23 protein-coding genes and 1 pseudogene are annotated in these 26,238 nt (G+C 64.4%); 20 read left to right on the top strand and 4 right to left on the bottom strand.

Annotation, left to right across the window (positions count from 1 at the left end):
* Positions 1 to 7 precede the first annotated feature (7 nt).
* The 8 genes from BLV07_RS10260 to BLV07_RS10225 all read left to right on the top strand — a co-directional run bounded on the left by BLV07_RS10260 (position 8) and on the right by BLV07_RS10225 (position 5,560).
* Entirely contained in the window at positions 8 to 415 is a 408-nt protein-coding gene (locus BLV07_RS10260) for a MaoC/PaaZ C-terminal domain-containing protein (RefSeq protein WP_091883629.1), read from the top strand.
* A gap of 3 nt (positions 416 to 418) precedes the next feature.
* The gene (locus BLV07_RS10255) at positions 419 to 850 is read left to right on the top strand and encodes a MaoC family dehydratase (RefSeq protein WP_091883626.1); all 432 of its coding nucleotides are present in this window, start codon (positions 419 to 421) and stop codon (positions 848 to 850) included.
* Between the two features lie 8 nt (positions 851 to 858).
* Positions 859 to 1,800: a dihydrodipicolinate synthase family protein gene (locus BLV07_RS10250; RefSeq protein ID WP_244551042.1), complete on the top strand. Its 942-nt coding sequence runs from the start codon at positions 859 to 861 to the stop codon at positions 1,798 to 1,800.
* 11 nt (positions 1,801 to 1,811) lie between these two features.
* Positions 1,812 to 2,114, top strand: coding sequence for a DUF4286 family protein (locus tag BLV07_RS10245; RefSeq protein ID WP_244551041.1), 303 nt, complete (start codon positions 1,812 to 1,814; stop codon positions 2,112 to 2,114).
* 122 nt (positions 2,115 to 2,236) lie between these two features.
* Entirely contained in the window at positions 2,237 to 3,073 is an 837-nt protein-coding gene (locus tag BLV07_RS10240) for an ABC transporter substrate-binding protein (protein ID WP_091883617.1), read from the top strand.
* Positions 3,074 to 3,092: 19 nt separating this feature from the next.
* Positions 3,093 to 3,824 carry an amino acid ABC transporter permease gene (locus tag BLV07_RS10235; protein ID WP_091883611.1) on the top strand — a complete coding sequence of 244 codons (732 nt, stop codon included), beginning with the start codon at positions 3,093 to 3,095 and terminating at the stop codon, positions 3,822 to 3,824.
* Positions 3,821 to 4,612, top strand: coding sequence for an amino acid ABC transporter ATP-binding protein (locus BLV07_RS10230; RefSeq protein WP_091883608.1), 792 nt, complete (start codon positions 3,821 to 3,823; stop codon positions 4,610 to 4,612). The genes BLV07_RS10235 and BLV07_RS10230 overlap by 4 nt, the downstream gene beginning before the upstream one ends.
* 18 nt (positions 4,613 to 4,630) lie before the next feature.
* Positions 4,631 to 5,560, top strand: coding sequence for a dihydrodipicolinate synthase family protein (locus tag BLV07_RS10225; protein ID WP_244551040.1), 930 nt, complete (start codon positions 4,631 to 4,633; stop codon positions 5,558 to 5,560).
* Positions 5,561 to 5,629: 69 nt separating this feature from the next.
* On the opposite strand, the gene aptA is transcribed toward BLV07_RS10225, so the two are convergent.
* Both aptA and BLV07_RS10215 read right to left on the bottom strand, forming a co-directional pair.
* Positions 5,630 to 6,976 carry an omega-aminotransferase AptA gene (aptA, locus tag BLV07_RS10220; RefSeq protein WP_091883602.1) on the bottom strand — a complete coding sequence of 449 codons (1,347 nt, stop codon included), beginning with the start codon at positions 6,974 to 6,976 and terminating at the stop codon, positions 5,630 to 5,632.
* Positions 6,973 to 7,905, bottom strand: a complete 933-nt coding sequence (locus BLV07_RS10215; RefSeq protein ID WP_244551039.1) for a GntR family transcriptional regulator — start codon at positions 7,903 to 7,905, stop codon at positions 6,973 to 6,975. The genes aptA and BLV07_RS10215 overlap by 4 nt, the downstream gene beginning before the upstream one ends.
* A 100-nt stretch (positions 7,906 to 8,005) precedes the next feature.
* On the opposite strand from BLV07_RS10215, the gene BLV07_RS10210 reads away from it, so the two are divergent.
* From BLV07_RS10210 to BLV07_RS10175, 8 genes are read left to right on the top strand one after another with little or no spacing between them, the layout of a single operon-like run.
* Entirely contained in the window at positions 8,006 to 9,169 is a 1,164-nt protein-coding gene (locus BLV07_RS10210; RefSeq protein ID WP_091883597.1) for a C45 family autoproteolytic acyltransferase/hydrolase, read from the top strand.
* A complete protein-coding gene (locus BLV07_RS10205; protein WP_176945452.1) occupies positions 9,169 to 10,734 on the top strand; it encodes an ABC transporter substrate-binding protein in 1,566 nt (521 codons plus the stop codon). The genes BLV07_RS10210 and BLV07_RS10205 overlap by 1 nt, the downstream gene beginning before the upstream one ends.
* A 12-nt stretch (positions 10,735 to 10,746) precedes the next feature.
* The gene (locus BLV07_RS10200; RefSeq protein ID WP_091883594.1) at positions 10,747 to 11,691 is read left to right on the top strand and encodes an ABC transporter permease; all 945 of its coding nucleotides are present in this window, start codon (positions 10,747 to 10,749) and stop codon (positions 11,689 to 11,691) included.
* On the top strand, positions 11,688 to 12,500 hold the full coding sequence (locus tag BLV07_RS10195) for an ABC transporter permease (RefSeq protein WP_091883591.1): 813 nt from the start codon (positions 11,688 to 11,690) through the stop codon (positions 12,498 to 12,500). The genes BLV07_RS10200 and BLV07_RS10195 overlap by 4 nt, the downstream gene beginning before the upstream one ends.
* Positions 12,497 to 14,104, top strand: coding sequence for an ABC transporter ATP-binding protein (locus tag BLV07_RS10190; protein WP_091883588.1), 1,608 nt, complete (start codon positions 12,497 to 12,499; stop codon positions 14,102 to 14,104). Before BLV07_RS10195 ends, BLV07_RS10190 begins: the two co-directional genes overlap by 4 nt.
* A gap of 14 nt (positions 14,105 to 14,118) precedes the next feature.
* Positions 14,119 to 15,660 carry an ABC transporter substrate-binding protein gene (locus BLV07_RS10185; protein WP_091883581.1) on the top strand — a complete coding sequence of 514 codons (1,542 nt, stop codon included), beginning with the start codon at positions 14,119 to 14,121 and terminating at the stop codon, positions 15,658 to 15,660.
* Positions 15,657 to 16,502 carry a polysaccharide deacetylase family protein gene (locus tag BLV07_RS10180; RefSeq protein WP_091883578.1) on the top strand — a complete coding sequence of 282 codons (846 nt, stop codon included), beginning with the start codon at positions 15,657 to 15,659 and terminating at the stop codon, positions 16,500 to 16,502. The genes BLV07_RS10185 and BLV07_RS10180 overlap by 4 nt, the downstream gene beginning before the upstream one ends.
* The gene (locus BLV07_RS10175; protein ID WP_091883575.1) at positions 16,499 to 17,269 is read left to right on the top strand and encodes a polysaccharide deacetylase family protein; all 771 of its coding nucleotides are present in this window, start codon (positions 16,499 to 16,501) and stop codon (positions 17,267 to 17,269) included. Before BLV07_RS10180 ends, BLV07_RS10175 begins: the two co-directional genes overlap by 4 nt.
* 3 nt (positions 17,270 to 17,272) lie before the next feature.
* Here BLV07_RS10175 and BLV07_RS10170 read toward each other — a convergent pair whose 3' ends face one another.
* Both BLV07_RS10170 and BLV07_RS10165 read right to left on the bottom strand, forming a co-directional pair.
* A complete protein-coding gene (locus BLV07_RS10170; protein WP_502689909.1) occupies positions 17,273 to 17,428 on the bottom strand; it encodes a hypothetical protein in 156 nt (51 codons plus the stop codon).
* A 16-nt stretch (positions 17,429 to 17,444) separates the two neighbouring features.
* Positions 17,445 to 18,778, bottom strand: a pseudogene (locus BLV07_RS10165) (cytosine permease).
* Between the two features lie 741 nt (positions 18,779 to 19,519).
* Between BLV07_RS10165 and BLV07_RS10160 the strand changes: the two are divergent.
* From BLV07_RS10160 to BLV07_RS10145, 4 genes are all read left to right on the top strand, one after another.
* A complete protein-coding gene (locus BLV07_RS10160) occupies positions 19,520 to 20,962 on the top strand; it encodes an FAD-binding oxidoreductase (protein WP_091883572.1) in 1,443 nt (480 codons plus the stop codon).
* 46 nt (positions 20,963 to 21,008) lie between these two features.
* The gene (locus BLV07_RS10155; protein WP_091883567.1) at positions 21,009 to 24,338 is read left to right on the top strand and encodes an adenylate/guanylate cyclase domain-containing protein; all 3,330 of its coding nucleotides are present in this window, start codon (positions 21,009 to 21,011) and stop codon (positions 24,336 to 24,338) included.
* A gap of 309 nt (positions 24,339 to 24,647) precedes the next feature.
* On the top strand, positions 24,648 to 25,232 hold the full coding sequence (locus tag BLV07_RS48745; protein ID WP_244551038.1) for a hypothetical protein: 585 nt from the start codon (positions 24,648 to 24,650) through the stop codon (positions 25,230 to 25,232).
* 209 nt (positions 25,233 to 25,441) lie between these two features.
* Entirely contained in the window at positions 25,442 to 26,224 is a 783-nt protein-coding gene (locus tag BLV07_RS10145; protein WP_091883563.1) for a LuxR family transcriptional regulator, read from the top strand.
* Positions 26,225 to 26,238: the final 14 nt, after the last annotated feature.

Raw genomic sequence — 26,238 nt, 5'->3', positions numbered from 1 at the left:
GCGATCGATGTCCCACGCGCCTCTCAAGCCCGGCACAGCCTTCGCCTTCCGCAAGACCATGACGGTCGCCGAGCAGGCGATGTTCACCGGCATCAGCGGCAATCTCGGCGGCCTCTATGTCGATGCCGTCCGCGCCAAGAAGGCGGGCGCCTCCAACATGGTGGCCTTTGAGCTCGCCGTCGGCGGTCTTGCCACCACCTGCCTCAGCCAGCTCGGTGGACCGACGCGGCGGATCAGCAGCATCGCGCTCAACTTTGCTGCGCCCGTGATCGTCGGCGAGTCCGTCGAAGCGAGGGCCGAGATCGTTTCGGTCGCCGGTTACGAGGCAACCTGCCGCGTGACTTGCACCCTGTCGCCATCCGGCACGACCGTTGTCGACGGCACCGCGACGCTGGTTCCCTTCGCGAAGGGCTGAACCATGTACGAGCCGAAATCCTTCGACGATCTCAAGGTGAATGACAGGGTCAGCCTGAGCAAGACCATCACCGAGGCGGATGGGGCGCTCTATATCGCCGCGACCGGCGATTTCGGCCCCGTTCATGTCGACGAGGTCTATGCCGGCGCGACGCGATTCGGCCGCAGGCTGGCGCCGGGGATCATGGTTGCTGGCCTCTGCACCAGTATCCTCACTTCTGAGCTGGCCGGCACCATCGGCGTGTCGGTGGAGGATCGCTTCTGGTTCACCGGGCCCGTCTTCTACGGCGACACGCTCACCTTCGACGTCTGGATCGCCGAGCAGCACGACGAGACCCGCACCATCATCTGGGAAGCGAGCGCGCGCAACGAGGGCGGCCTCGAAGTGCTGAAGGCACGCGCGAGCCTGAAATTTCCACGGCGCAAACCGTCATGAGCAAGCCGATGAAGAAACCAGATTTGGGCGGCGTCACGGTCGCAACCGTGCTGCCCTTCAGGGACGACAGCTCGATCGATTGGGACGGCTATGCTCGCGTGCTGGACTATTGCGCCTGTCCGGACGGCATCGCGGCCGTGTTCGTCAACGGACATGCCGGCGAGGGCGGATCGCTCTCGGACGACGAGCGCCAGGCGGTGATCGAGCGGACGCGCCGGCAGATCGGCGGCAAGCCGCTACTGGCCGGCATCATCGCGCATTCCACCGCGGAAGCGATCCATCAGGCGCAGATCGCGGAAGCTGCCGGCGCCGATTGCGCCGTGTTGTTCCCGCCCGCACCGCTCGGCGGCGGAGCCTCGGCGACCTCGCGCGCGCCGGTGGCTTTTGTGCAGGCGGTCAGCTCCGCGATCGGAATCCCGGTATCGATCTTCCAGTATCCGGTGGCATCTGGCTTTGGCTACTCGCCGGAGACGCTGGCGAAGATCGCGGCGATCGATAGCGTTATCGCCATCAAGGAAGGCAGCGACACCATCTTCGCCTATGACGAGAACCGGCGGGCGGTGAAGCAGGCCGATCCTTCCGTCGCGATCCTGCCGTCGAACTTCAACTGGTTCCTGCCGCAGCTCGCCGTCGGAGGCGACGGCATTCTCTCCGGCCTCATCAGCCTCGCGCCGCATCTGTTCGTCGCGCTGTGGCGGGCCTCGCTCGCGGACGACCTCAAGGCGATGCGCGCCGTCAATGAACGGCTTTATCCGATCGTGCGGTCCATCTACGGGCCTGCGCCGATCATGGACATGCACACGCGCATGAAGGTCGGGCTGAAGGCGCTCGGCCTGATCGGCAACGCCGATCCGCGGCCACCGCTGCTGCCGGTTCTGCCTGCGCTGTGCGATGCCATTGCAACGACGGTCGGCGCGGCGAGCGCGGCCGGCGACATCCGCCTGGCATGAGGGGCGAGCCGATGCCGGACGAAGCCTTCATCCACATCGTGCGGGTCGACATCGATCCCGAGCACGAGGATGCGTTCAACACCTGGTACGAGCATCGGCATTTTCCTGATCTGCTCGCCTGTCCCGGCTGGCTCTCGGCTAAGCGCTTCGTCTCGATCGGCGACGGTCCCAAATACGCCGCCATGTACGAAGTCGCGGGGCGATGGGCGTTCGAGACGCCGGAGTTCCTTAAGGTGAAGGGTTTTGGTCCGTTCGAATCCCTGGTGAAGAATTTCATGCGCATCCAGCTGAGGCCGATGTCGGGACCGGCCTGAGCAGATCGAAGATGATGCTGCCTGCCGTGTCGCGAGATCCGGCAGGCCGCATCCAAGAAACGGCGAGGGGGAATCCCGGGCGAGGAACTGCATCGGTCATTGGCGTCTTACTGGAGGAATTCATGGTCTCGACACTGCTTCGCTTGAGTGCGGCCGCCGCGCTCGTTCTCGCATCCACGGCAGTGCATGCCGCCTGTACGCCCGCAATCACCGACGACAATCTGATTGCGCCCGGCAAATTGCAGCTCTCCATCAACCCGACCAATCCGCCGCAGCAATTCGTCGACAAGGACGGCCAGCTGCAGGGCCTCAACGTCGAGCTCGCCGCCGAACTCGGCAAGCGGTTGTGTCTTCCGGTCGAACTCGTCCGGATGGATTTTCCGGCGATGATCCCGGCGCTCAACGCGGCCCGCATCGACGGCATCGACACCGGCATGTTCTGGACCGAGGAACGTTCCAAGCTGATGTACATGGTGCCTTACGCGATTCAGGCCATTTCGGTCGTGGTTGCTCCCGACAGCGGCACAAAAATTGCTACCGAAAACGATCTGATCGGAAAATCATCCGCCGTTGAGGTCAGCAGTTACCAGATGAACTGGCTCAAGAAGCTCAGCGATGCCAGCGCCGCGAAAGGCGGAGCCGCCGTCGAGATGCGGACGTTCCCCACTGCCACCAACGTCGTCAGCGCGCTGCTGGCGGGACAGGTCGACAACGCCTTGCTCGTCGATAGCGTGGCGCGCGACCTCACCAGCCGCGGCCGCGTCAAGGAAGTGCTGAGCGGCCTCGGCACCGCCCGCACGACGCTCGGCTTCCGCAACAAGACGGTGGTCGATGCCGTCGTCAAGGCGCTGAACGCTATGCGGGCCGACGGCAGCTACCAGGCGCTGTTCGACAAGTTCGGCCTGACCAGCATGCCGGCCGACCAGCCGCTTGCGATCGCCGGACCCGGTCCGGCCTGATTCTTACGGAGACCAGCCGATGAGCCATTTCAGTCCGACGGCCGCCGTCAGCTATTTCTTCAATTACTTCCTGATGAAAGGAGTGCTCGTCACCATCGGCTTGACGGTGGCGGCGGTCGTCGGCGGATTGATCCTCGGCATGGGCATCGCGTTGCTGCGCATGTCGTCCAATCCGGTGCTCGCGGGTGCAGCGCGCTTCTACATCTGGTTCTTCCGCGGCACGCCGCTCCTGATCCAGCTGGTGGTGATCTACAGCGGCTTGCCGCAGCTGGGCATCAAGTTCAGTGTGATCACCTGCGCGCTGGTCGGCCTGATCCTCAATGAGGCGGCCTATCTCGCCGAGATCGTGCGCAGCGGCTTCATGGCGGTGTCGGCGGGACAGCGCGAGGCCGCCTGGGCGCTCAGCCTGTCGCCCTGGGTCACGTTCTGCCGCGTGACCTTGCCGCAGGCGTTCCGGTTGATGATCCCGCCACTCGGCAACTCCATCAACTCGCTACTGAAGGCGACCTCGCTCGCCTCCGTGATCTCGGTCGAGGAGCTCATGCGCCGCAGCGACATGCTGATGCAGGAGCATTTCCAGATCTTGGAAGTCTATGCGGCGGCAACGGCGTATTACCTGATCCTCACATCGGTCTGGGACGCGGTTCAACGCCGGCTTGAGAAGCATTTCGGTCGCTCGAGCGCGGCGAAAACCAGGCGCGTCGCAGCGAGCGCGCCGGTCGCACAGGCGAGTGTGGAGGCCCGCGCATGAGCGAGATATCGATGACCTCGGCCGAAGGTGCAACAGTGCAGACGCAACTCGGTGAGGTTCCCGCGGTCCGTATGGAGGCGGTCTACAAGCACTATGGCGACTTCACCGCGCTCGACCAGATCGATCTCAAGGTCGCCAAGGGCGAGAAGATCGTGATCTGCGGTCCCTCCGGCTCGGGCAAGTCGACGCTCATCCGCTGCATCAATCACATCGAGAAGCACGACGAGGGGCTGATCTACGTCAACGGCACCGAACTCGATCACCAGCGCAAGAACATCGACACGGTCAGGCGCGACACCGGCATGGTGTTCCAGAGCTTCAATCTGTTTCCGCACATGACGGTGCTGGAAAATTGCATCCTGGCGCCGATGACCGTGAACGGTATGTCGGAGGCCGAGGCCAGGGACCTCGCCATGCATTTCCTGACCAAGGTCCGGATTCCCGATCAGGCCGAAAAATTCCCCGGGCAGCTCTCCGGCGGCCAGCAGCAGCGCGTCGCGATCGCACGCGCGCTGTGCATGCGGCCGAAGATCATGCTGTTCGACGAGCCGACTTCCGCGCTCGACCCGGAAATGGTCAAGGAGGTGTTGGAGACCATGAAGAAGCTGGCGGAAGAGGGCATGACCATGCTGTGTGTGACCCACGAAATGGGCTTTGCCCGCGAGGTCGCCGACCGTATCGTGTTCATGAACGAGGGCAAGGTGGTCGAGCAGGCCGCGCCCGAGGAATTCTTCAAGCATCCGAAGTCCGAACGGGCGCGGACGTTCCTCGACCAGATCATTCACTAGGTGGCGATGTCGGCCGGGATGCGGAGATTCAGCGATCGCCTGCGCGGCATTCACGCCGCCACCATCGTGCCGATGACTCCCGATTTCGCGATCGACGAGGCGCAGCTCGCAGCCCATCTCGCATCGGTTGCGTCCACGCCTGGCATCAACGGGCTCCTGGTCAACGGCCACGCCGGTGAGAACTTCGTGCTGTCGCTGGCCGAGAAGCGGCGCGTGGTGGAGCTGGCGCGCCGGCACGCGCCGAAGGACTGCCTGATCGTCTCCGGGGTCAATCATGAATCGAGCCTGGAGGCCGTGCGCGAGGCGGCTGCGCTGGAACAGGCCGGCGCCGACGGGCTGCTGGTGTTTCCACCCAACAGCTGGGCGCTCGGCCACGCCGACGATTGCGTGATCGAGCATCACCGCCGCATCCGCGATGCGACGACAGTGCCGCTGATGCTCTACGCTGCGCCCGTCGGCGCGGGGGCAATGGCCTACGCGCCGCCGCTGCTTACGCGGCTTGTCGCCGATCCCCGTTTCGTTGCGGTGAAGGAAGGCAGCTGGGAGGTTGCGGCATACGAACAGAATCTGCGGCTGATTGGGAAGCTGCGACCGGACTTCGTCGTGCTCGGCTCGGGCGACGAACATCTGCTGACGAGCTATCTCATCGGCTCGGCCGGCAGCCAGGTCAGCCTCGCCTGTGTGGTACCGGAGCTTGTGGTCGACCTCTGGGTTGCGGCCGAAGCCGGCGATTGGGAGCGATCACGCGCCGCGCATGAGAAGCTGTATCCACTGGCGGTCGCGATCTACCGCGACCCTCCGGGAGGACGCGCGACCGTGCGGCTCAAGGCCTGCCTGAAGCTGCTCGGGCGTCTGCCATGCGACTCGGCGCGGCCGCCGCAACCGGCGGCGACACGCGGTGAGTTGCAGGCGCTAGAGCAGGCACTGCGCGTCGCCGGCGTGCTCTAAGCCACCCGTTCTCGCCGGCTGCGCGGTTGCCTTCGACTGTCAGATCGCCGTGAAGCTCCCGGCCGGCCGTCACCTGATGGCGATCAATGCACGGCGGATCGCGGCAAAGATCTCGTCGATCTGCTCCTCGGTGATGATCAGAGGCGGTGAGATCAGGAGCGTATCGCCGCTGCTGCGGATCAGGACGCCATCGTCATAGCAGCGGCTGGCACATTCGACTCCGCGTGCACCTGCTGCGCCGTCACGCGGCTTCAGGTCGATCGCGGCGAGCAGGCCGATGTTGCGAATGTCGACGACATGGGGAAGGTCGCGCAAGCCATGCGCTTGGGTTTCCCACGCCGGCGCGAGGCGGCGGGCACGCTCGAACAGGCCGAGATCCTGGTACACGTCGAGTGCGGCAAGACCGGCCGCGCAGGCGAGCGGATGGGCCGAATAGGTGTAGCCGTGGAACAGCTCGATCGTGTTATCCGGCCCTTGCATCAGCGCATCATAGACCTTGCCGCTGGTGATGACGCCGCCCATCGGCACGGCAGCATTGGTCATGCCCTTGGCGCAGGTGATGATATCGGGTGTCACGCCGAAGGCGTTGGCGGCGAACGCGGCGCCGAGGCGTCCGAAGCCGGTGATCACCTCGTCGAAGATCAGGAGAATGCCGTGCTGGTCGCAGATCTTTCGCAGCCGCTCGAGATAGCCGACAGGTGGCGGCAGCACGCCGCCGGAGCCGGTCACGGGCTCGACGATGACGGCGGCAATCGTCGAGGGATCGTGCACCTGCAGCAGCTTTGAAAGCTCGTCGGCGAGATGCGCGCCCCATTGCGGCTGCCCGCGCGAGAACGCCGCGTGCTCGGGATCGTGCGTATGCGGGAGGTGGTCGACCTCCGGCAGCAGCGGGCCGAAATCCCGGCGGTGGCGGACGATGCCGCTCACCGACAGGCCGCCCCAGCCCATGCCGTGATAGGCCTTGGCGCGCGAGATGAAGCGGATGCGGCTGGCTTCCCCGCGCGCGCGGTGATAGCCGCGCGCGATCTTCAGGGCAGTGTCGACGGATTCCGAGCCGGAATTGGTGAAGAAGACATGGTCGAGGCCGGCGGGCGCGATCTCGGTGATGCGGCGGGCGAGCTCGAAGGCGGCCGGATGGCTCATCTGGAACGAGGAGACGAAGTCGAGCTTTGCCGCCTGCGCCTGGATCGCCTCGACGATGCGCCTTTGCGCATGTCCCGCATTCACGCACCACAGCCCCGCCATGCCGTCGAGAATGCGCCTGTTGTCATCGGTGATGTAGTGCATGCCTTCGGCGCCGACGAAGATGCGCGGCTTCGACTTGAACTGCCGGTTCGGCGTCATCGGCAGCCAGAACGGCTCCATGGCCTCGCGGGTGAGGGGGCTGTTGGAGGAAGCGAAGGCATTCATGGTCATGGCAACTCTTGCAAACGTGAGGCTTTGGATGGCGTGTTGGAATTGGCCGGGCTGCGCTTGAGCTTTGCTGCGCCTTCGAGATGCCGGCGGAGCAGCGCGGCGGCAGCCTCGTTCTGGCCGGCTTCGAGCTGGTCGAGAATGGCGAGATGCTCGCGGCAGTTCACGATCACGCGCTCATGGCCGAAGGTCCAGTCGTAGTTGCCGAAGCGACGCAGCCGGTTCTGCTGCTGGACCGCGACCAGCAGATAGCGGTTGCCTGATGCGGCGGCGAGGCCCTCGTGAAAGGCCGCGTTCATTTCGTACAGCGCGATGCTGGCCGTGTCGCTCCACGGCATCGCCAGCATCTCCTGATGCCGGCGGCGCATCTCGGCGGCCCAGGCCGGGTCGAGCTGGAAGCCCGGCTCGAGCAGGCCGGCCGGCTCGATCAACAGACGGTAGCGATAGCTCTCGTCGCGCGCCTGCGTGTCCGCGAGCGTCGGCTGGAAGCGCCAGCCGTGGCCGGGCTTGCGCTGCACGGCGGCAACTTCGGCAAGCTTGGTGAGCACGCGCTGCACGATCGGCCGCGTCGCATCGTAGCGCTGCATCAGGTCGCGCTCGGAAACTTCCTCCGGCAGCCGGCCGGCGCGGCGGTCGCGCGCGATTGCGAGGAACAGCCGGTCGGTATCGTCGGGGTTCGGCTTTGGCGGTGCCTTGTGCGAGGCGGGGGCGGCCTCGGCGACGAAATAGCCACGGCTGGCGCCGGCATGCACGAGCTTGCGCCGCGCCAGCAGCTTCAGCGCGGCGCGCACCGGCGTGCGCGAGACCTGAAGGCGCTCGGCGAGCGCGACTTCGGCAAGGCGCGTGCCGGGCGCGAGCCCTTCGCTCCGGATCAGGTCCATGATCCCGGCCGACAGTTCGCGCTGAAGACGGCTTGGGGGCGCCTTTTCCAAGGTCAATTTCGAGGCTGAAGATTTTTGTTTCATGTCATTACAAAATACATTAGCCTTCCCGGGAAAGCAAAAGGAACTTCACGAAGGAACTTGGCGTCCCATGATCGAACCCTTTCCCCTGATCGAAATCTCCGGCCCCCCGCGCGAGCGTGGACGTCAGTACGGGCAGAAGGCGGCGGGCCGCATCAAGAAGGGGACGACGCATTACTTCGCGCAGCTGAAGGAGCTTTCGCTCGACGCAAACGGTGTCGCCGCGCTGGTGCGCGACTATGTGCCGGTCATCGAAGGGTTCGAGCCTGATTATATTGAGGAGATGCGCGGCATTGCGGAAGGCGCCGACGTTCCGTTCGAGGATGTCGTGTTGCTCAATGCCCGCACCGAGATCATCAAGCTCGCCAATCCCGCGATCCGCGCGCGCCTGAAGACACCGGAAGATCCCGATGGCTGCACCGGCGTCGTCGTGATGCCGCAGGCGGCCGCCAGCGGCCGCCTGATCCACGCCCAGAACTGGGACTGGAAGCGCGAATGCGCGGAGACCGCGGTGGTGCTGAAGGTGCGGCGCGACGACGGTCCTGATCTCATGACCTTCACCGAAGCCGGCGCGCTCGGCCGCTGCGGCTTCAATGCCGTCGGCATCGCGATCACGGCCAACTATCTCGAGAGCGACCGCGACTATCGCCAGGTCGGCGTGCCGCTGGCGCTGATCCGCCGCAAGGTGCTGGAGAACGAGCATCTGGCGCTGGCGATGCGGGCGGTCTATTGCACGAAGAAGTCGGCGGCCAACAACATGATCGTCAGCCACCGCGAGGGCGTGGCGATCGATTTCGAGTGCGCCCCGGACGAGACCTTCCAGGTGCATCCGCAGAACGGCCTGCTGGTCCACGCCAACAACTTTCTCAGCCCCGTCGCGCTCAGCAAGTTGAAGGACACCGGCATCTTCAACACGCCTGATAGTCTCTACCGCGACATTCGCGTTCGCGATCTGCTTCAGCCGCACATCGGCAGCATCACCTTCGATACCGTCAAGAACGCCCTGTTCGACGAGTTCGCCTATCCTTGGTCGGTGTGCCGCCCGCCGCGCCGCAATCTCAGCAACAATCTCAGCGCCACCGTGGCGATGATCCTGATGGAGCCGGCGAGCGGGTTGATGCAGGCGGCGCCGCTGCCGGCGCTCAACCGCGAATTCGTCGCATACCGGCTCGAGATCGACGAGATCGGGCGGGCCGCGTTCAAGCGGTCGGTCGCGGCGGCGGGGGCAGCGTGATGCGGCGGCGTCGGCCATCGCCGGCGTGGGCGGTCGGTCTGGCTGCGCTCGCCCTGTGGGCCATGCTGGGGAAAGCCGGCGCCGAGACATTACTGAGGGCCCGGCTCAACGCGGACATCCGCTCGACCGATCCCGGCACCAATCGCGACGCCAACACCGATGGCGTGATCGCGCATGTGGTGGAAGGGCTGGTCGCCTTCCGCGACGATACGTCCATCGGATCCATGCTGGCGGACAGCTGGACGATTTCGAACGAGGGAAAGACCTATACATTCCGCCTGCGGCAGGGCGTCAAGTTCCACAACGGCGCGACCATGACCGCGGATGACGTGGTCTGGTCGCTGAAGCGCTGGCTCGATCCGGCGACGCAATGGCGCTGCCTGTCTGAATTCAGCGCCACCGGCATCGCGCGGATCGAGAAGGTCGAGGCGCCCGATCCACAGACCGTTGCCATCACGCTTGATCGGCCGACGGCCTTGTTCCTTCCGACCCTGGCGCGGCCCGATTGCGGGCAGACCGCAATCATTCATCGCGACTCTGTCGGCGCGGACGGCAAGTGGATCGCCCCTATTGGCACCGGCCCGTTCAAGCTCGCCGAGTGGAAGCGGGGACAATATGTCGATATCGTCCGTTTCGACGGCTATGTCTCGCGCAGCGAGCCGCGCACCGGCTACACCGGCGCCAAGGACGTCAAGGTCGATCGCGTGCGCTTCAACGTGATCCCGGATAGTTCTGCCGCGAAAGCGGGGCTGCTCAGTGGCTCACTCGACGTGATCCTGAGCCTGTCGATCCCCGATCTCGAAGAGCTCAAGTCGCGCTCCGACGTGCAGCTCAGCATCACGCCTGCGCTCGGCCTCACCGGCATCCTGTTCCAGACCAGGGACCCGCTGCTGAAGGACGTGCGCATCCGCCGCGCCATTGCGCTGTCGATCGACACAGCGCAGATCGTTGATGCCGTGATGCAGGGCACCGCGCGGGCGAACAATTCTGCGCTACCGCTCGGTAGCCCGTTCTACAGCGAGGCGCAGTCGCACGGTTATGCGCAGAATATCGCGGAAGCCAAGAAGCTGCTGCTGGAGGCGGGTTATCGTGGCCAGCCGATCAAGATGATCACCAACAAGCGTTACAGCTTCGTGTTCGATGCGTCCGTGCTGGTGCAGGCGATGGCGCAGACCGTCGGGATCAACATCGAGCTCGAGGTGATGGATTGGGCGGCTCAGCTCGATCGCTACAACCGCGGCGACTACCAGTCGATGGCCTTCGTTTATTCGGCCCGACTCGATCCCTCGCTGAGCTTCGAGATGCTGACCGGGCCGAAGGCGTCGCAGCCGCGCAAGGTCTGGGACAATCCGGAGGCGCAGGGGATGCTGCGCCAGTCCATGATGATCGACGATACCACGACGCGGCAGGCGCTGTTCGACGAGATGCACAAGCGCTTCATCGCCGACGTGCCGATGATCGTGCTGTTCAACGGCGCCGAGCTGACGGCGCTGCGCAAGAGCATCAAGGGCTATGCCGGCTGGCTTTATCCCCAGCCGCGGTTCTGGGGCGTCACGGTGCAGTAGGCAAGGCGCACCATGTTGGGTTACCTCGCAAGACGGCTGGCCATGACGATCCCGACACTGCTGCTGGTCGCGATCGCAGTATTTGCGCTGGTGCGTCTCATCCCCGGTGACCCCGTGCAGGTCATGCTCGGCGATGCCGCCGATCCAGCACAGGCCGCACAGCTGCGCGCCCAGCTCGGCCTCGATCAGCCGATCTCGGTGCAGTTCTTGCACTGGATCGCCAAGCTTGCGGCCGGTGACTTCGGTCACTCCATCACCAACAACCTCGCGGTGCTGCCGCTGATCCTCGATCGTTTCCAGGTCAGCGCCGTCATCGTGCTGGTGGCGGTCGCGGCGGCCGCGTGCATCGCGGTTCCGGCCGGCCTTGTGGCCGCGTGGAAGCAGAACAGCCTGCTCGATCTCTCCGTCGTCGGCGGGGCCACGCTGCTGCTGTCGATCCCGAGCTTCTGGCTCGGTCTTCTGCTGCTGCTTCTTTTCGGGCTCAAGCTGAAATGGCTGCCGGTGATCGGCTACGTGCCGTTCGCCGAGAATTTCTGGCAGGCGGCGACCTTCATCGTGCTGCCGATCGCGACGCTGACCATGGTGGAGATCGGCGTGCTCACGCGCATGGCGCGAGCCGCCTCGATCGAGGTGCTCAGGCTCGAATATGTCACCCACGCACGCGCCAAAGGCGTGCCGGAATGGCGCGTGCTCGCCCGCCACGTGCTGCCGAACGCCTTCGCGCCGACCTGGACGCTGATCGGTCTCGTGCTCGGCCATCTCCTCGGCGGCATCGCGGTCATCGAGACCGTGTTCACGCTGCCCGGCCTCGGCCGTCTCCTGGTCGATTCCATCTTCGCGCGTGACTATCCGGTGGTGCAGGGCTGCCTGCTGTTCACCGCCGTGATCTACGTCGTCGTCAATCTGATCGTCGATCTCTGCTATCCGCTGTTCGATCCGAGGGTGACGGTGGCATGAGGATGCGCGCCAATACCGCGATCGGCGGCGTCCTGATTGCGCTCCTGCTGGGCGCTGCCGTCACCGGTGCTTTCTGGACGCCGTTCGATCCGCTGCGCATCAATCTGCGGGCAAGACTTCAGGCGCCGTCGTCACTGCACTGGCTCGGCACCGACGAATTCGGCCGTGACGTGCTGAGTCGCATCATGGTCGGCGCGGGCGCCAGTGTGGTGATCGCTCTGGTTACGGTTTCGCTCGCCGTAGCCGCCGGCATGGTGATCGGCTGCGCGGCCGGTTACATCCGCGGCTGGGTTGACCGCATCATCATGGCCGTCAACGACGCGCTGCTGGCATTTCCCGGCATCCTACTGGCTCTGGCCGTGATGATCGTGGTCGGCGCCAACAAGGTCGGGCTCATTCTGGCGCTTGGCCTTGCCTACATTCCCTCGGTGGTCCGGGTGGTGCGCGGCACCGTGCTGTCGATCCGCGAGAGGGAATATGTCGAGGCCTCGCGCGTCATCGGCAATTCCGAGGTCTATTCGATGCTCCGCCACGTGATGCCGAACGCGGTCGCGCCGGTTGCGGTGCTCGCGACGAGTATGTTCGGCTGGGTGCTGCTGGCCGAGAGCGCGCTGAGCTTCCTCGGCCTCGGCGTGCCGCCGCCGGCGCCGACTTGGGGCAACATGCTGGCGGCAAGTCGTCCGTTCATGGAGACGGCGGCCTGGCTCTCGATCGCACCGGGCCTCTGCATCGCGCTGACGCTACTCGGCATCAATCTGCTCGGCGATTCGCTGCGCGATCGCCTCGATCCCAGGATGGCGCACGGATGACGCTGCTGTCGGTCGAAAATCTGCGCATCGAGGTTGCCGCCAGCAATGCCGTGATCGTCGACAACGTCTCCTTCGCCGTCGAGCGCGGCGAGTTTCTCGCCGTCGTCGGCGAATCCGGCAGCGGCAAGACAGCGGCGGCGCGTGCCGTGCTCGGCCTGTTGCCGCCGGGTCTGCGCAAGGCCGGCGGCCGCATCGTGCTTGATGGCGTCGATCTCGCCAACGTCTCGGCGCGCCAGATGCGCACCATGCGTGGGCCTACCGTCGGCATGGTGTTCCAGGAGCCGATGGTCTCGCTCAATCCCGCCATCAGCGTCGGCGCGCAGATGGCGGAAGGGATCGGCCTGCACGAGCGGCTCGGCAAGCGCGAGATCAGGCGCCGCTGTCTCGACATGCTGGCGCGGGTGCAGATCCGTGATCCCGAACGGACTTTTGACGCCTATCCGCACGAATTCTCCGGCGGCATGCGCCAGCGCATCATGCTGGCCTCGGTGATGCTGCTGAAGCCGAAGTTGCTGATCGCGGACGAGCCGACCACGGCGCTGGATACGCTGACCCAGCGCGAGGTGCTCGACCTCCTGGTCGGGCTCGCCCGTGACCACGGCACGTCGGTGGTGCTGATCACGCACAATCTCGGCCTGGTCTCGCGCTACGCGCAGCGCGCGCTGGTGCTGCGGCAAGGCAAGATGGTCGAGACCGGCACGACCCGGCAGATCCTGTTCTCGCCGCGCGAAGCCTATACCAGGCGACTGGTCGAGGCGCTGCCGCGGCGCGGCGCCACGACCAAAGCGCGACGGGGCGGCGAACCCCTCGTTAGCGTACGTGATCTCAAGGTAGGCTTCGCCGGGCGGCAGCGGCTGTTCCGCCGCGACACCGGCGTCTCCGCCGTCAACGGCGTCGATCTCGACATCGCCGCCGGAGAAACGGTCGCCGTCGTCGGCGGCAGCGGCTCCGGCAAAACCACGCTTGGCCGGGCCATGCTGCGCCTGATCCCGACGTCGGGCGGTGAGATCAGGTTCCGGGGCAGGGATGTCACGGCAACGATCGATCGCGACTTCCGTCTCGCCTCGCAACTGGTGTTCCAGGATCCTTACTCCTCGCTCGATCCACGCATGCGCGTCGGCGAGATTGTCGCCGAGCCACTGCGCCATGTCCCGGAATTGACGACCGCCGAGCGCGACACTCGGGTGGAGGCGATGCTGGACGAGGTCGGGCTTGCCGGTCTCGGCAAGCGCTGGCCGCATGAATTGTCCGGTGGACAGCGCCAGCGGATCGCCATCGCCCGCGCCATCGTGCGCGAGCCGGCCTTCGTCGTGGCGGACGAGCCGGTCTCCGCGCTCGATATGACCATTCAGGCGCAGGTGCTGAAACTGTTCGAGCGGTTGCAGACGCAATACGGCTTTGCCTGTCTGTTCATCAGCCATGACCTCGCCGCCGTCGAGCAGGTCGCTGACCGCGTCGTGGTGATGCAGGGCGGCAAGATCGTCGAGCAAGGCTCGCGTGACGACGTGTTCGATCACCCGCAGCATGATTACACCAAGGCGCTGCTCGCAGCCGCGCCCGTTCTGGACTTCGCCGGTGCGGCGGCGGCGTGTGCCTCGGGTTAGTCAGGATCATGCGTATGAAGCGTTCTGTCGTTGCGTTGTGTCTGATCATTGGGTCGCTGTCCGCGGCCCGCGCCGAGAGCATCCTGCGCAGCATGGTGACCACAGACATCCGCGGCCTGATGCCGGGCAACAGCCCTGACGACAACACCGGCCTCGTGTTGCAGCAGATCTACGAGGGCCTCGTTGCCTGGCGCGCCGACGGGACCGTCGCGCCGATGCTGGCCAAGGCGATTGAGACATCAGCGGATGGGCGCACCTACACTTTCACACTGCGTGAGGGCGTGACGTTCCACAACGGCGCGCCGTTGACCTCGCGGGAGGTGGCATGGACCTGGGAGCGCTTCCTCGATCCGAAATCCGGCTGGCCATGCCGGACCAATTTCGACGGCACGCGCAAGATCAAGATAGCCGAGATCACGGCGCCGTCGCCGGAGCAGGTCGTGTTCCGTCTGGCCGAGCCGAGCGGCGCCTTCCTCAGTACGATGGCGCGAGCCGATTGCGACGGCACCGGCATCGCGCATCCGGACTCAGCCGGAGCCGACGGCTCCTGGCAGAAGGCGATCGGAACCGGTCCGTTCAAGCTCGCCGAATGGCGCCGCGGCCAGTTCATCGAGCTTGCCCGCAACGAGGCCTATGCCGCGCGCAGCGAGCCGGCCGACGGCCTCGCTGGGGCCAAGTCGCCCAAGGTTGACGGTGTCAGGCTGTCCATCGTGCCCGACCCGGCGGCGGCGAAAGCGGCGATACAGTCCGGCAATCTCGATCTCTGGCCGTCGGCCGATCCCAAATTCGCGGGCGAGTTGAAGTCGGCTGGTCTCGTGATCAGCGCGGCGCCCGTCGCCTCGCTGAACGCGATCGTGATGCAGACGAACGATCCGCTTCTGAAGGACAAGCGCATCCGTGAAGCCATTGCCGCCTCGCTCGATTACCCCAGTATGAGCGACAGCCTGACCGACGGCTATTCCAAGCCGAGTACGTCTCTGGTGCCGCTGTCGAGCCGCTACTATGGCGCGGTGGAGCAGGCGGGCTTCAGCCTCGACGTCGCGCGTGCGAAGAAGCTGCTGACCGAGGCGGGCTACAAGGGCGAGCCGATCAAGATCACCACCAATTCGCGCTTTCCCGTCATGAACGACGTGGCGGTGCTGGCGCAGGCGATGACGCAGCAGGCCGGCCTCAACCTCACTGTCGAGGTCGTCGAATTCGCGGCCCAGCTGAGCCGTTACAACAAGGGCGATTATCAGCTCATGGTGTGGAATTACACGCCTTATCTCGATCCGGCTTTCGGTCTTGATCGCTTCATCGGCGACAAGGCCGCGCAGCCGGACCACGTCTGGGGTAATCGCGAGGCGATCGACCTGCTCGGCAGGCTGATGGAGAAGGCCGCGCCTGAGGCCCGTCAGCCGCTGTTCGATGCGCTCCACAAGCTGTTCGTGGATGATGCGCCGATGATCGTGTGGAGCTCCGGCGTCAACGTCTCCGCGGTCTCACCCAAGGTGCGCGGGTATGCGCCATGGGCCGGCCGCAAACCCCGTTTCTGGAACGTCGAGGTTGCCAGATGATCTCTCTTGCCCAGCGCAAGCAACATGCCTGGCCGGATGGCGCGCGCTGCGTCGTCGGCCTTACGCTCGATTTCGACGGCACGTCGCTGGAACGCGGCCGCGGTCAGTTGCCGCTCGGCGCGCGCTCGCACGGCCGCTACTCCGCCAAATGCGGCATCCCGCGTTTCGTCGACATGTTCACGCGGCACAGCGTGCCTTGGACGTTCTACGTCTCCGGCTATGACGCGGAGGAAAGCCCGGATCTCGTCCGCGACATCTCGCGCTCCGGCATCGAGATCGGCTCGCACGGCTATTTTCACGAGGGCGTCGATCCCGGCGATGCCGAGCCGGAGCTGCTGGAACGGACGCACCGGCTGCTCACGGAGATCACCGGCGTCGCGCCGCGGGGATGGCGCTCGCCGTCCGGACACAAGACCGCGCGCACGCTGAGCAAGCTCCGTGAGCTCGGCTATGTCTACGATTCCAGCGACAAGGATTTCGACCTGCCTTATCTCGCGCGCTACGACGGCGAGGAGTACAGCGACTATGTCTGCCTGCCCAACAACACCTCGAGCCTCGACGACTTTCCGTTCTACCGCGTCAGCTACACGCCACCGTCCGAAGTGTTGACGCATTGGGAGCAGGAGTTCGATGCCATCTACGCCGAGGGTGGTTACTACAACCTGACCTTCCATCCGCGCGTCGGCTATGGCTCCGGCTCGCCTGCGCGCGTCGCGGCGGTCGAAGGGCTCATTAAATATGCCAAGCGCCATGAAGGCGTTCGCTTCGTCGGCATGCTGGAGCTGGCGGAATGGTGCCTGAAGCGTCCGTCCGACTGGCGGCGGGACTGGAGCGGACAATGAGCAAGCTGATCGTTCCCGTCGTCGTCACTGTCAATCTCCAGGGCAAGACGGTGGAGCTGACCCAGCTCGGGGAGGACGCCCTGTTCGGCCGCGCTTCTTACGGAAAATACGCCTATGCCGTCGGCTGCGAGCGGCTGTTCGGACTGCTCGATCGCCACGGCATCAAATCCACCGTGTTCGTGCCCGGCGCAGAGGCGGAAGCCAATCCCGCCTATATCGCGGCGCTTGGCGGCCGCGGGCATGAGATCGCCGCGCATGGCTGGGCGATGGAGGAGATGGACGCGGCCGGGATCGACGAGCGAGCGCTGCTGGAGCGCACGCATGCGACGCTGTCGCGGATCGTCGGACGTGCGCCGCGCGGCTTTCGGGCGCCGCATGGCCGCTTCACGGAGCGTACGCTCGGGCACCTCGCCGATCTCGGCTATCGCTATGATTCAAGCTTTCAGGACGACGACCATCCGTATCGGCTCCACGCCGATGGCGGCCGCGACATGGTCGAGGTGCCGCATGCGGAGATCCTGATCGACGCGACGCTCTACGCCCAGCGCCAGACGCACGCTCGCGTCATGAAGATGTGGCGCGAGGAGATCGAGGCGATGCATCGCGAGCGCTGCCTGATCACGCTGACGCTGCATCCGCGCAGCGACTACGGCAGCGCGCGGGCCAGCCGCATTGCCGCGCTCGACGACCTGTTGAGCTGGCTGCGCGGTCTCGATGGTGTTGCTTTCCTGACCTGCGAAGAGGTCGCCCAACGGTTGGGGGCTTGAACCTTACGTTCGCTGCGGCATGCGGGATTTGGCCAACACGCAGTGAATGCCCTTGTTGCCGTCGACCAGCTGCGTGACCCTGAGGTCCGCGGCGATCGAGCAGAACGTGTAGGCATCCTGCGCGCTGAGACCGCATTTTTCCCGGATCAGCGCGATCATGTCGCGGAGCTTGCCGCTAGCTGCCTGCGCTGCTCGCGACGACCGAGGAGGGCGACGTCACGAGCTTGCTGAGCCCAAGATAGACGAGGCCCGCAATCCCGATGCCGAACAGCCAGCTCAGATCCGCGCCGCCGAGCAGGTTGATCGAGATCGGACCCTGGAGCGCGCCGACGAGGCCGTCCTCCACCAGCCATCCCGCAACGAGGCCCGCGAAGAACGCGACCATGCCGGCCCAGTTGATGTCGCCATAAGCGCTGGTCTCCGGCGAGCGATAGAGTTCGGCGACGTCGATCTTGCCTTTGCGCTTGATGAAGTAGTCCGCGAGCACGACGCCGGCCCACGGGCTCATCCACAGCAACAGGCTAATCATCCAGTTGTCGAACGCCTTCGCAAAGGACGGCGCGAAGATGAAGTAGAGCGTGACCAGATAGCCTGCGACGCCGACGATGACGGTGAGCCAGAAGCGCGAGAATTTCAGTCCCGCGCTCAGCGCCGCCAGCGTCGCCGAGTAGACGTTGAGGATGTTGGTCGCGATCGGGCCGTGCAGCACCATCAAGAGCACGAGGATGCTGACCGGTCCGCCGAACACCGCACTGACCATTTTCGCAGGATCGGTGTCCAGCGTCGTCGAGGCGATGGTCGCACCTAAGATGCCGAGCCAGACCGTCGGCACGAACATGCCAACTAGCTGTACCAGAACACTGATTTCGACGGCACGCTTTTCGGCACGAAGCGCGAATAGTCGGAGGCCCAGGTCACCCAGGAGATGCCCCAGCCGACGCCGATCGCGGTCATCAGCAACGTCAGCATCGCCAGATGCGCGCCCGGCGGCAGCGAGGTCGTCAAGCTCCAGTTGACGACGCCGGGTCGCGTCCACGCGAGCACGCTCATCAGCACCATGATGGCGATGGTCGGCGGCACCGTGTATTTCTCGAAGGTGCGGATCGCGTAGAAGCCGTAGATGCCGATCAGCACCTGCACGGCCATCACCAGCGTGATGACGACGATCTCGATGAACCAGGTATCGGGCACGCCGAACTGGCCGAGGATGCCCATCGACACCTTCACCGGGAAGTAGGTGTTCACGCCGATCCAGCCCAGCGTCATCAGAAACATCAGGATGCTGGGCAGGTAGGCGCCGCGGACGCCGAAGGCGGAGCGGCTCAGCACCATCTGGTTGACGCCGGTCTTGTGTCCCATCACCGTGAAGGTCGCGAAGATCGCGCATCCCACGATGTTGCCGAGCACGATGACCGCGATCGTCTCCATCAGGCCGAGTTTCAAGATGATGCCGAGCGCACCGAGCGCCCAGTTGACCGGTGCGATATTGGCGCCGGCCCAGATCCACATCTGCTGCGGGCCGGTCGAGTCCCGGTCCGCATCGGGAATTGGCTCGATGCTGTGAATATCAGCGCGAAGTTCGGAATCCGTCATGACATCCCCCAATACGAAGCACGCTTCGCATCATCGCAGCATAAATCGTGCCATTGGTTGCAGAGCGCTTGGGGCCGGATGCGCGCCGATGCCGGCCGCGGCTTGCGGATCACGGGCGGGCAAATCTGGATCGGGGTGCAGGAGCGGCAGCCAGGGCGATGATGGCATCGTGCCCCTGTTTTGCCCGACGAGTCAAAGCCGTCGACGGCGTCGATTAGCCGTCAGGATTCGTCTTTGAAAACAACGGCGTTCTACTGTGCATGGGGTTGTTTTCGCAGTTTTTTAATCCGCTGCACTCCGACTGGAAGGCGGCTCGTGCCCGTGGAGGAGCCGTCCACAGCATCAAGAGCGGACCTCCGAGCTCCCCTTGCGGACCGGATTTTCTTGGTTTGGTTTGCAGGTGACGGAAAGCGCGACCCGCGCGGGCTTGTCAGCGCTCCTCATCCGCGAGACACTCTGTCGCAGAACCATTCGTTTTGCCGGAGGACTAACCTCTAGGCGGAAATCTACCGTTCGCAATGTCGAACGGCGTGCAGCGGGGCGATTCTGCGCCGCGTCGGTTGCAAGAGCCGTGGGCGTGGCCGCCCCTTCTGCTGATCCGTCCAAGAGCATGAGAGCTGACTGCCGAAATTCTGACCGCTAGTCACGGAGGATGCCATGACGTTGATCCGGCTGGCCTCGCTGCAGGGCGGGGCGATTACGCTTGAAAGCGATGCAATTGCTGCCCTTCGCCAAATCTTGCGAGGCAACGTCTGTCTGCCCGAGGAGCCGGGCTATGACGAAGCGCGCACGATCTGGAATGCGATGATCGACCGCCACCCAGGCGCGGTCGTGCGCTGCAGAGGGACCGCAGACATCATTCGTGCCGTACGGCTTGCGCGTGAGCACGGCCTCTTGGTCGCTGTGCGCGGCGGCGGCCATAACATCGCGGGCAATGCTGTTTGTGACGGCGGGCTCCTGATCGATCTATCGCTGATGCGCTCCGTCCGGGTTGATCCATTTCACCGCACCGCGCGCGTGGACCCGGGGGCAACGCTTGGCGACTTCGACAAGGAGGCGCAAGCTTTTGGCCTTGCGACCCCGCTCGGGATCAATTCGACGACTGGCGTTGCGGGATTGACGCTGGGCGGCGGCTTCGGATGGCTTAGCCGCAAGTACGGGCTTGCCGCCGACAACCTGATCTCGGCCGACGTCGTGACGGCCGAGGGCGAGCTCGTCCGGGCAAACATCGCCGAGAAGACCGACCTGTTCTGGGCGCTGCGCGGAGGCGGAGCCAATTTCGGGGTGGTGAGTTCGTTCGAGTTCCGCCTGCATCCTGTTGGTCCGATGGTTCTGGCCGGGCTCATCGTCCATCCCTTTGCGCGGGCGAGGGAGCTGCTCGCGGGCTATCGCGATGTCGCCGCCCGGGCGCCCGACGAGCTGACGGTGTGGGTGGTGCTCAGGCAGGCGCCGCCGCTGCCGTTCTTGCCCGCCGAGGTTCACGGCAAGGAGATCGTCGCGTTCGCCGTCTGCTATGCGGGAGATGAGAACGAGGGCAAGCGCGCATTGGAGCCGTTGCGCGCGCTCGGAGAGCCGATCGCAGACGTGATCGGCATGCAGCCCTTCGCGGCTTGGCAGACCGCGTTTGACCCACTTCTCACGCCCGGCGCCTATAATTACTGGAAGTCCCACAATTTCGTTGAACTCAACGACGGTCTTCTCGATACGCTGGTGAGCCATACGACAAGCCTGCCGACCGGGGAGTGCGAGATTTTCATCGGTCAGCTTGGTGGCGCCACCAGTCGCATGGCCGTCGACGCCACGGCGTTCCCTCACCGCGATGCGAAGTTTGTCATGAACGTTCACACGCGATGGCGCAATCCGGCGGATGAGCAACGTTCGATCGCCTGGGCGCGCAGGCTCTTCACTGAGACCGCGCCTTACGCAACCGGCGGCGTCTACGTCAACTTCATGCCGGAGGACGAGACCGATCGCGTAGCCGGCGCCTACGGCCCGAACTACGCTCGTCTTGCCGCGCTGAAGGCCAAGTACGATCCTGGCAACCTGTTCCGGCTAAACCAGAACGTCAGGCCGGCCGCTGCACAGCGACCGGCCGCCTGACAAGAGGAGGAGGGGATCCGTAATCGAGGGGGCTACGGAGACGAAGTTGGACATCGGAGAATGGCTGCGCAGCCTGGGCCTGCAATCCTATGAGCAGACGTTCCGCGACAACGGAATTGACCTTGAGATCCTGCCCCGCCTGACGGTTGAAGATCTCAAGGAGATTGGAGTCCTGGCTGTCGGCCACCGGCGGAAGCTTCTCGATGCAATCGACCTGCTACCAGCGGACCTGGCGGCGGCGCGGCCCCCCGCGTCGGTGGAGCGCCGTCAGCTTACGCTCATGTTCGTCGACCTCGTCGGCTCGACCGACCTCAGCCGCCGTCTCGATCCCGAGGAGCTGCGCGAGGTCATGCGGGCCTACTCGAACACGGTGGCGGGAGAGATTGCGCGACTGGAGGGCCACGTCGCGAAGTTTCTGGGAGACGGCGTGCAGGCCTATTTCGGCTGGCCGCGCGCAAGCGAAGATGCGGCAGAGCAAGCTGTCCGGGCGGGACTTGCGGTCGCAACAGCGGTCAGCGGCATGTCGTCAGGCGCAGGAGGCCTGCTGGCAGCACGCGTCGGCATCGCCACCGGGCTTGTCGTGGTGGGTGATCTGCTCGGGGAAGGTGCTGCGAAGGAGGAAGCAATCACTGGGGAAACGCCTAATCTCGCTGCCCGTCTGCAACAGGTTGCGGAGCCTGGTACGGTCGTTATCGCCGACAGCACGCGCCGCCTGGTCGGCGATCTCTTCGAATTTGTTGAGCTCGGTTCCCTTCGGCTCAAGGGCTTTGCGGAGCCGGTGCAAGCTTGGAGTGTCACCGGCGAAGGCCGGGCAGAAAGCAGGTTCGAGGCCCTGCACGGAGCCCACGTCACGCCACTCGTCGGGCGCAGCGAGGAGCTCGATTTGACGCTGTCACGGTGGCAGCTTGCCAAAGGAGGGGCTGGACAGGTCGTCTTGATTTTTGGCGAGCCAGGAATCGGAAAATCACGATTGGTGCTCGCGCTGCGAGAACGGCTACAGGCCGAACAAATCACGCTCGTTAGCTACGCCTGTTCGCCGCATCACCTAAACAGCCCGCTCTTTCCCTTCATCTCGCAGCTTGAGAGGGAGGCGCGGTTCGCACCTGAGGATACCGCGGAAACACGGCTCAAGCGCCTCGAATTACTCCTCGGCGAAAACGGCGAAGGGCTGTCCAGTGATGCAATTCAGCTTCTTGCCGATCTGCTCGGCATTCCAACTGAGAGGCCGAGCACCCAGCCAGAGATGTCGCCGCAGCAAAGGAAGGCGCTCCTGTTCCGCACATTTCTGGCCCGGCTCAATCGACTTGCCGCTCGCGGCCCGGTGCTGATGGTGCTTGAAGATGCGCACTGGCTCGATCCCACCTCGCGCGAGTTGTTCGACCAGATCGTGGATCGTCTTCAGGACCTGCCAGTGCTGGTCGTGGCCACATTCCGCCCGGAACTCCCGCCACCATGGATCGGGTTTCCGCACGTCACGTTGCTCATGCTAAACCGCCTGCCACAGGCGCAGGTGGTTGTACTCGTTGACCGGATCACCGAAGGCAAAGCGCTTCCCGCCGAGGTCCTCGACCAGATTCTGGCGCGGACCGAGGGTGTGCCGCTCTTTACCGAGGAGCTCACGAAGGCCGTGCTTGAAGCCGGGATCCTCCGCTACACCGGCGCTCGCTACGTCCTCGCCGGCGCGTTCCCGTCCTTGGCGATCCCAGCGACGCTGCACGATTCGTTGATGTCGCGGCTTGACCGTCTTGCTCCAGTCAAGGAGGTCGCCCAGATCGGAGCCTGTATCGGCCGCGAGTTCGATCACGAATTGCTTGCTGCGGTCGTGTCGATGCCAGCAGGGGAGCTCACCGCGGCACTTGATCGCCTGGTAGCGGCAGAGCTCGTTTTCCGGCGCGGCCTCGCGCCTGCCGCTACCTATGTCTTCAAGCACGCCCTGGTGCGCGATGCCGCCTACGAAAGCCTGCTCAAGCGGCGCCGCCAGGAGCTGCACGCGCGGATTGCCACATCAATCGAAGCGCTCTTTCCGCAACTTGTCGAAGCACAGCCGGAGCTGGTCGCTCGTCACTTTGGCGAGGCGGGATTGGCCGAGAAGGCCATTCCATACTGGCTGAGGGCCGGCCGCCTCGCAGCCGCCCGATCAGCGAATATGGAGGCAATTGCCCATCTGAGATCGGGGCTCGAGTGCGCCCAAGCACTTCCTGCTGGAGCATCACGCTCGCGCTTCGAGCTTGCCCTGCAGCTTGGGCTTGGCGGCCCGCTGATTGCAACAAAAGGATTTGCTTCGCGCGAGGCAGAAGCGGCGTTCCAGCGCGCACAGGAGCTCAGCCGCGAGCTGCAGAGCGAGGCTGATCTCTCCGCCGCGTTGAAGGGGCTCGGCCACGTCTACCACGTGCGCGCCAACTTGCGCGAGGTCACAAGCCTCGTCGAGGAGACGGAGGCGCTAGCGAAACGAAGCGGTGATCCCGTGCGTCAAGCCGAAGCCGATCATCTTGCGGGAGTGCTCTCATTCCACCTCGGCCAGTTTCAATTCTCGCGCGACCGGTTCGAGAGAAGCGCACAAGCCGGCGAATACCGCGGCCGCTATTATTCCGAGGTCTACGGAATTGATATGAGCGTATTCTGCCGCGCCTACATGAGCCATTGCGATTGGCATCTCGGCTATCCCGTTCGTAGCCTTGGGATTGCTGAGAAAGGGCTCGCCGTCGCGCGTGAGATTTCACATCCATTCAGCATCGCGCTCGCGCTCAACTATCTGGCGATGCTGTATCAGTTCAGGCAAGAGCCCGATGCCGCACTGAAAGCCGCTGCAGAGTCACGCGACATCTGCGCCGAGTACCGCTTCGACTACTATGGTGCATGGGCCAGCCTCGTCCGCGCCTGGGCGATCGCTGAATCCGGCAGGCTTGAGGAAGGTCTTGCGGACTTTGATGCTGGGCTTGAGGATCTCCGTCGAACCAGCGCGGGACTACGCATTCCGCACCATCTTGGCTTGCTCGCGGCGCTTCATCGCAAGGCTGGAAACGCCATGGCTGGGCTTCGCGTCATCGACGAAGCGGTGGCAATTGCGGACGCAAGTCTCGAGAGCTGGTGCGCCGTCGAGCTTCACCGGGGGCGCGGTGAACTGCTGTTGCTGGCAGGCGGGGAGGAGGCCGAAAATCAAGCGGATGCGGAGTTCGAGGCCGCGATTGAACTTGCCGCTGCCCAGGGAGCAAGGCTGCCCGAGCTTCGCGCAAGCGTTGCGCGCGCCAGACTCCAGGCGGCACGCGGCATGCGGCGAGAGGCGCGCGACGCTCTTGTGCCGATCTACAGCTGGTTCAGCGAGGGCTTGGAAACACGCGATCTCGTGGAAGCTCGCAAGTTGCTGGCAGACCTGTGACGAAGTTACCGCAATAGCGACCCATCTCCCCGTCCATCGTTTGGTAATGCGGTGATCAATTCGGTAAGGGTTGTGCGCTGACCTGGGTTGAGCAGCAATCGGGGAAGATTTCATCCCCCGGCTGTCGCTCGGCGAGATGACAAAACGGGCTTTCCGCATGGCCTGGAGCCGGACCGGCCCACCCAGGCAGATGCCGGGCAACCTTCCGCGCTTAATGAGCGCTTAACGCTTTTGCGCAACAGATAGATCACCAGCGCGGAATTAGTCCTAGTTACGATTGCGAACCGAGCTCCTGGGGAGGGGAATCGGATGGGACTGCTTTTTGTTGGAGTGCTGGCAGGAATTCTGGTCGGCTTTGGCTGGTTCGCGCCGTCCCGAGGATATTTCCTTGGGTGTGCGACGCGACCCTGTTTCGACAGGGTTGCAGTCGCCCGACCCGCAGAGCCAACGCCGGCGGCATTGGCGCCAACTCCTGCGATTGTCAAATCGAATTCTGCAACCTCGGCAAAGTCCGGCAAGAGGCCATCCCCGAAGAAACGCGGATCGGCCGATCTCGCCAAGGCGGCCGCCCCGCACACGAGGGTCAGCGTCCCGGCGCCCGAACGCCCGGCGGAAAGATCAGATACTGTCCTGGACAGGGCAAAGGTCACGATCGCATCGAAGATGGACGATCCAGGATCGGCCGAGTTCAGCGACATGAAGCGCGCAATGCGATTGAACATGTTTGGGCGCGCTGTGGATACGATTTGCGGTCGTGTGAAAGGAAGAAATGCGTCAGATGGCGAGACTGGAGAGAGACCGTTTCTGTATCTCGTGAAGGAGAATGAAGCATATGTCGTCGACGGCAAGTCGGGGTCGGCGGCGTCAACCGCGTATCGAAATATCTGCAATTAAGGGGATGCGTCGACCGCGCCACGGCGCGGCACGCGTCCATGTGATTTGAGCGGAAAGAATTTCCACCCGGGCGTCAGACTATCCCGCAGTGGATACGATCCTAATGTTGGCGCCGCGCGTGACGATGCATTCAGGATGAATGCCGCAACGGGAATACACAGCACGGATCGTGGGACTGTGGCAGAGATTCTTTTCATTCCGAGGAAATCATGGATGACCTAACCAACTTCTCAAAACGGCTCAATGGATCGCTTCACTTGCCGGTTCTGGTGATCATCGAGCCCCTTCTATTGCCTCGCACATGCATTCTGAACGTCTTCAGGCGGGAATTGGCCGAATTCGACATCCTTGACATGGCAACGGTCCAAAGCCTGGACAGCGCGTCAGCTCGCGATGTTCGTCTGGTGTTGCTGAGTATCGCGGACAAGCCCATCGGCGATCCCTCGGTTGAGGACGATCTCGCCTTCGTCGCGGAGTGCTGTCCCAACGCGGCCGTTGCAATCCTGTCAAACCATGACGACGAGCCGACCGCGCAGGCCGCGATGCAGCGGGGTGTGCGCGGTTTTCTCCCCACCTCGCTGCCAATAGAGGTCGTCATCGCCGGCCTGCGCCTTGTTCTTGTCGGAGGCTGCTACAGGCCGTTGCCCGTCGCTGGAATAAACAGGATACCGGGTTTCGAGCCACCGGATGCGCGTCGGTTCGCGTCCGCATATCTGACGAACGAAGCAGCCAGGGCGGCTATCGACAGGAGCTTGACCGATTTCACGCCTCGAGAGCAGCAGGTTCTGGCGGAACTGGAGCTCGGCCTGCCCAACAAGCTGATCGCCGCCAAAATGAACCTCTCGGAGAGCACCGTTAAAATGCACATTCAGCATATCATGAGGAAATGTGCCGCTCACAATCGCACGGAAGCGGTCCTCCGCTGGCGCGGCCGGTTGCCCGCGCAGAGTCGCGATCACGATCCGGGCGCAGCCTCAACGCCGGAGACCTAATCACGCGGAGCTGG

Origin of the sequence: Bradyrhizobium sp. Rc2d, assembly GCF_900099855.1 — a bacterium.
Lineage (GTDB): Bacteria > Pseudomonadota > Alphaproteobacteria > Rhizobiales > Xanthobacteraceae > Bradyrhizobium.
This window is presented reverse-complemented; position numbering and strand designations above follow the sequence as displayed.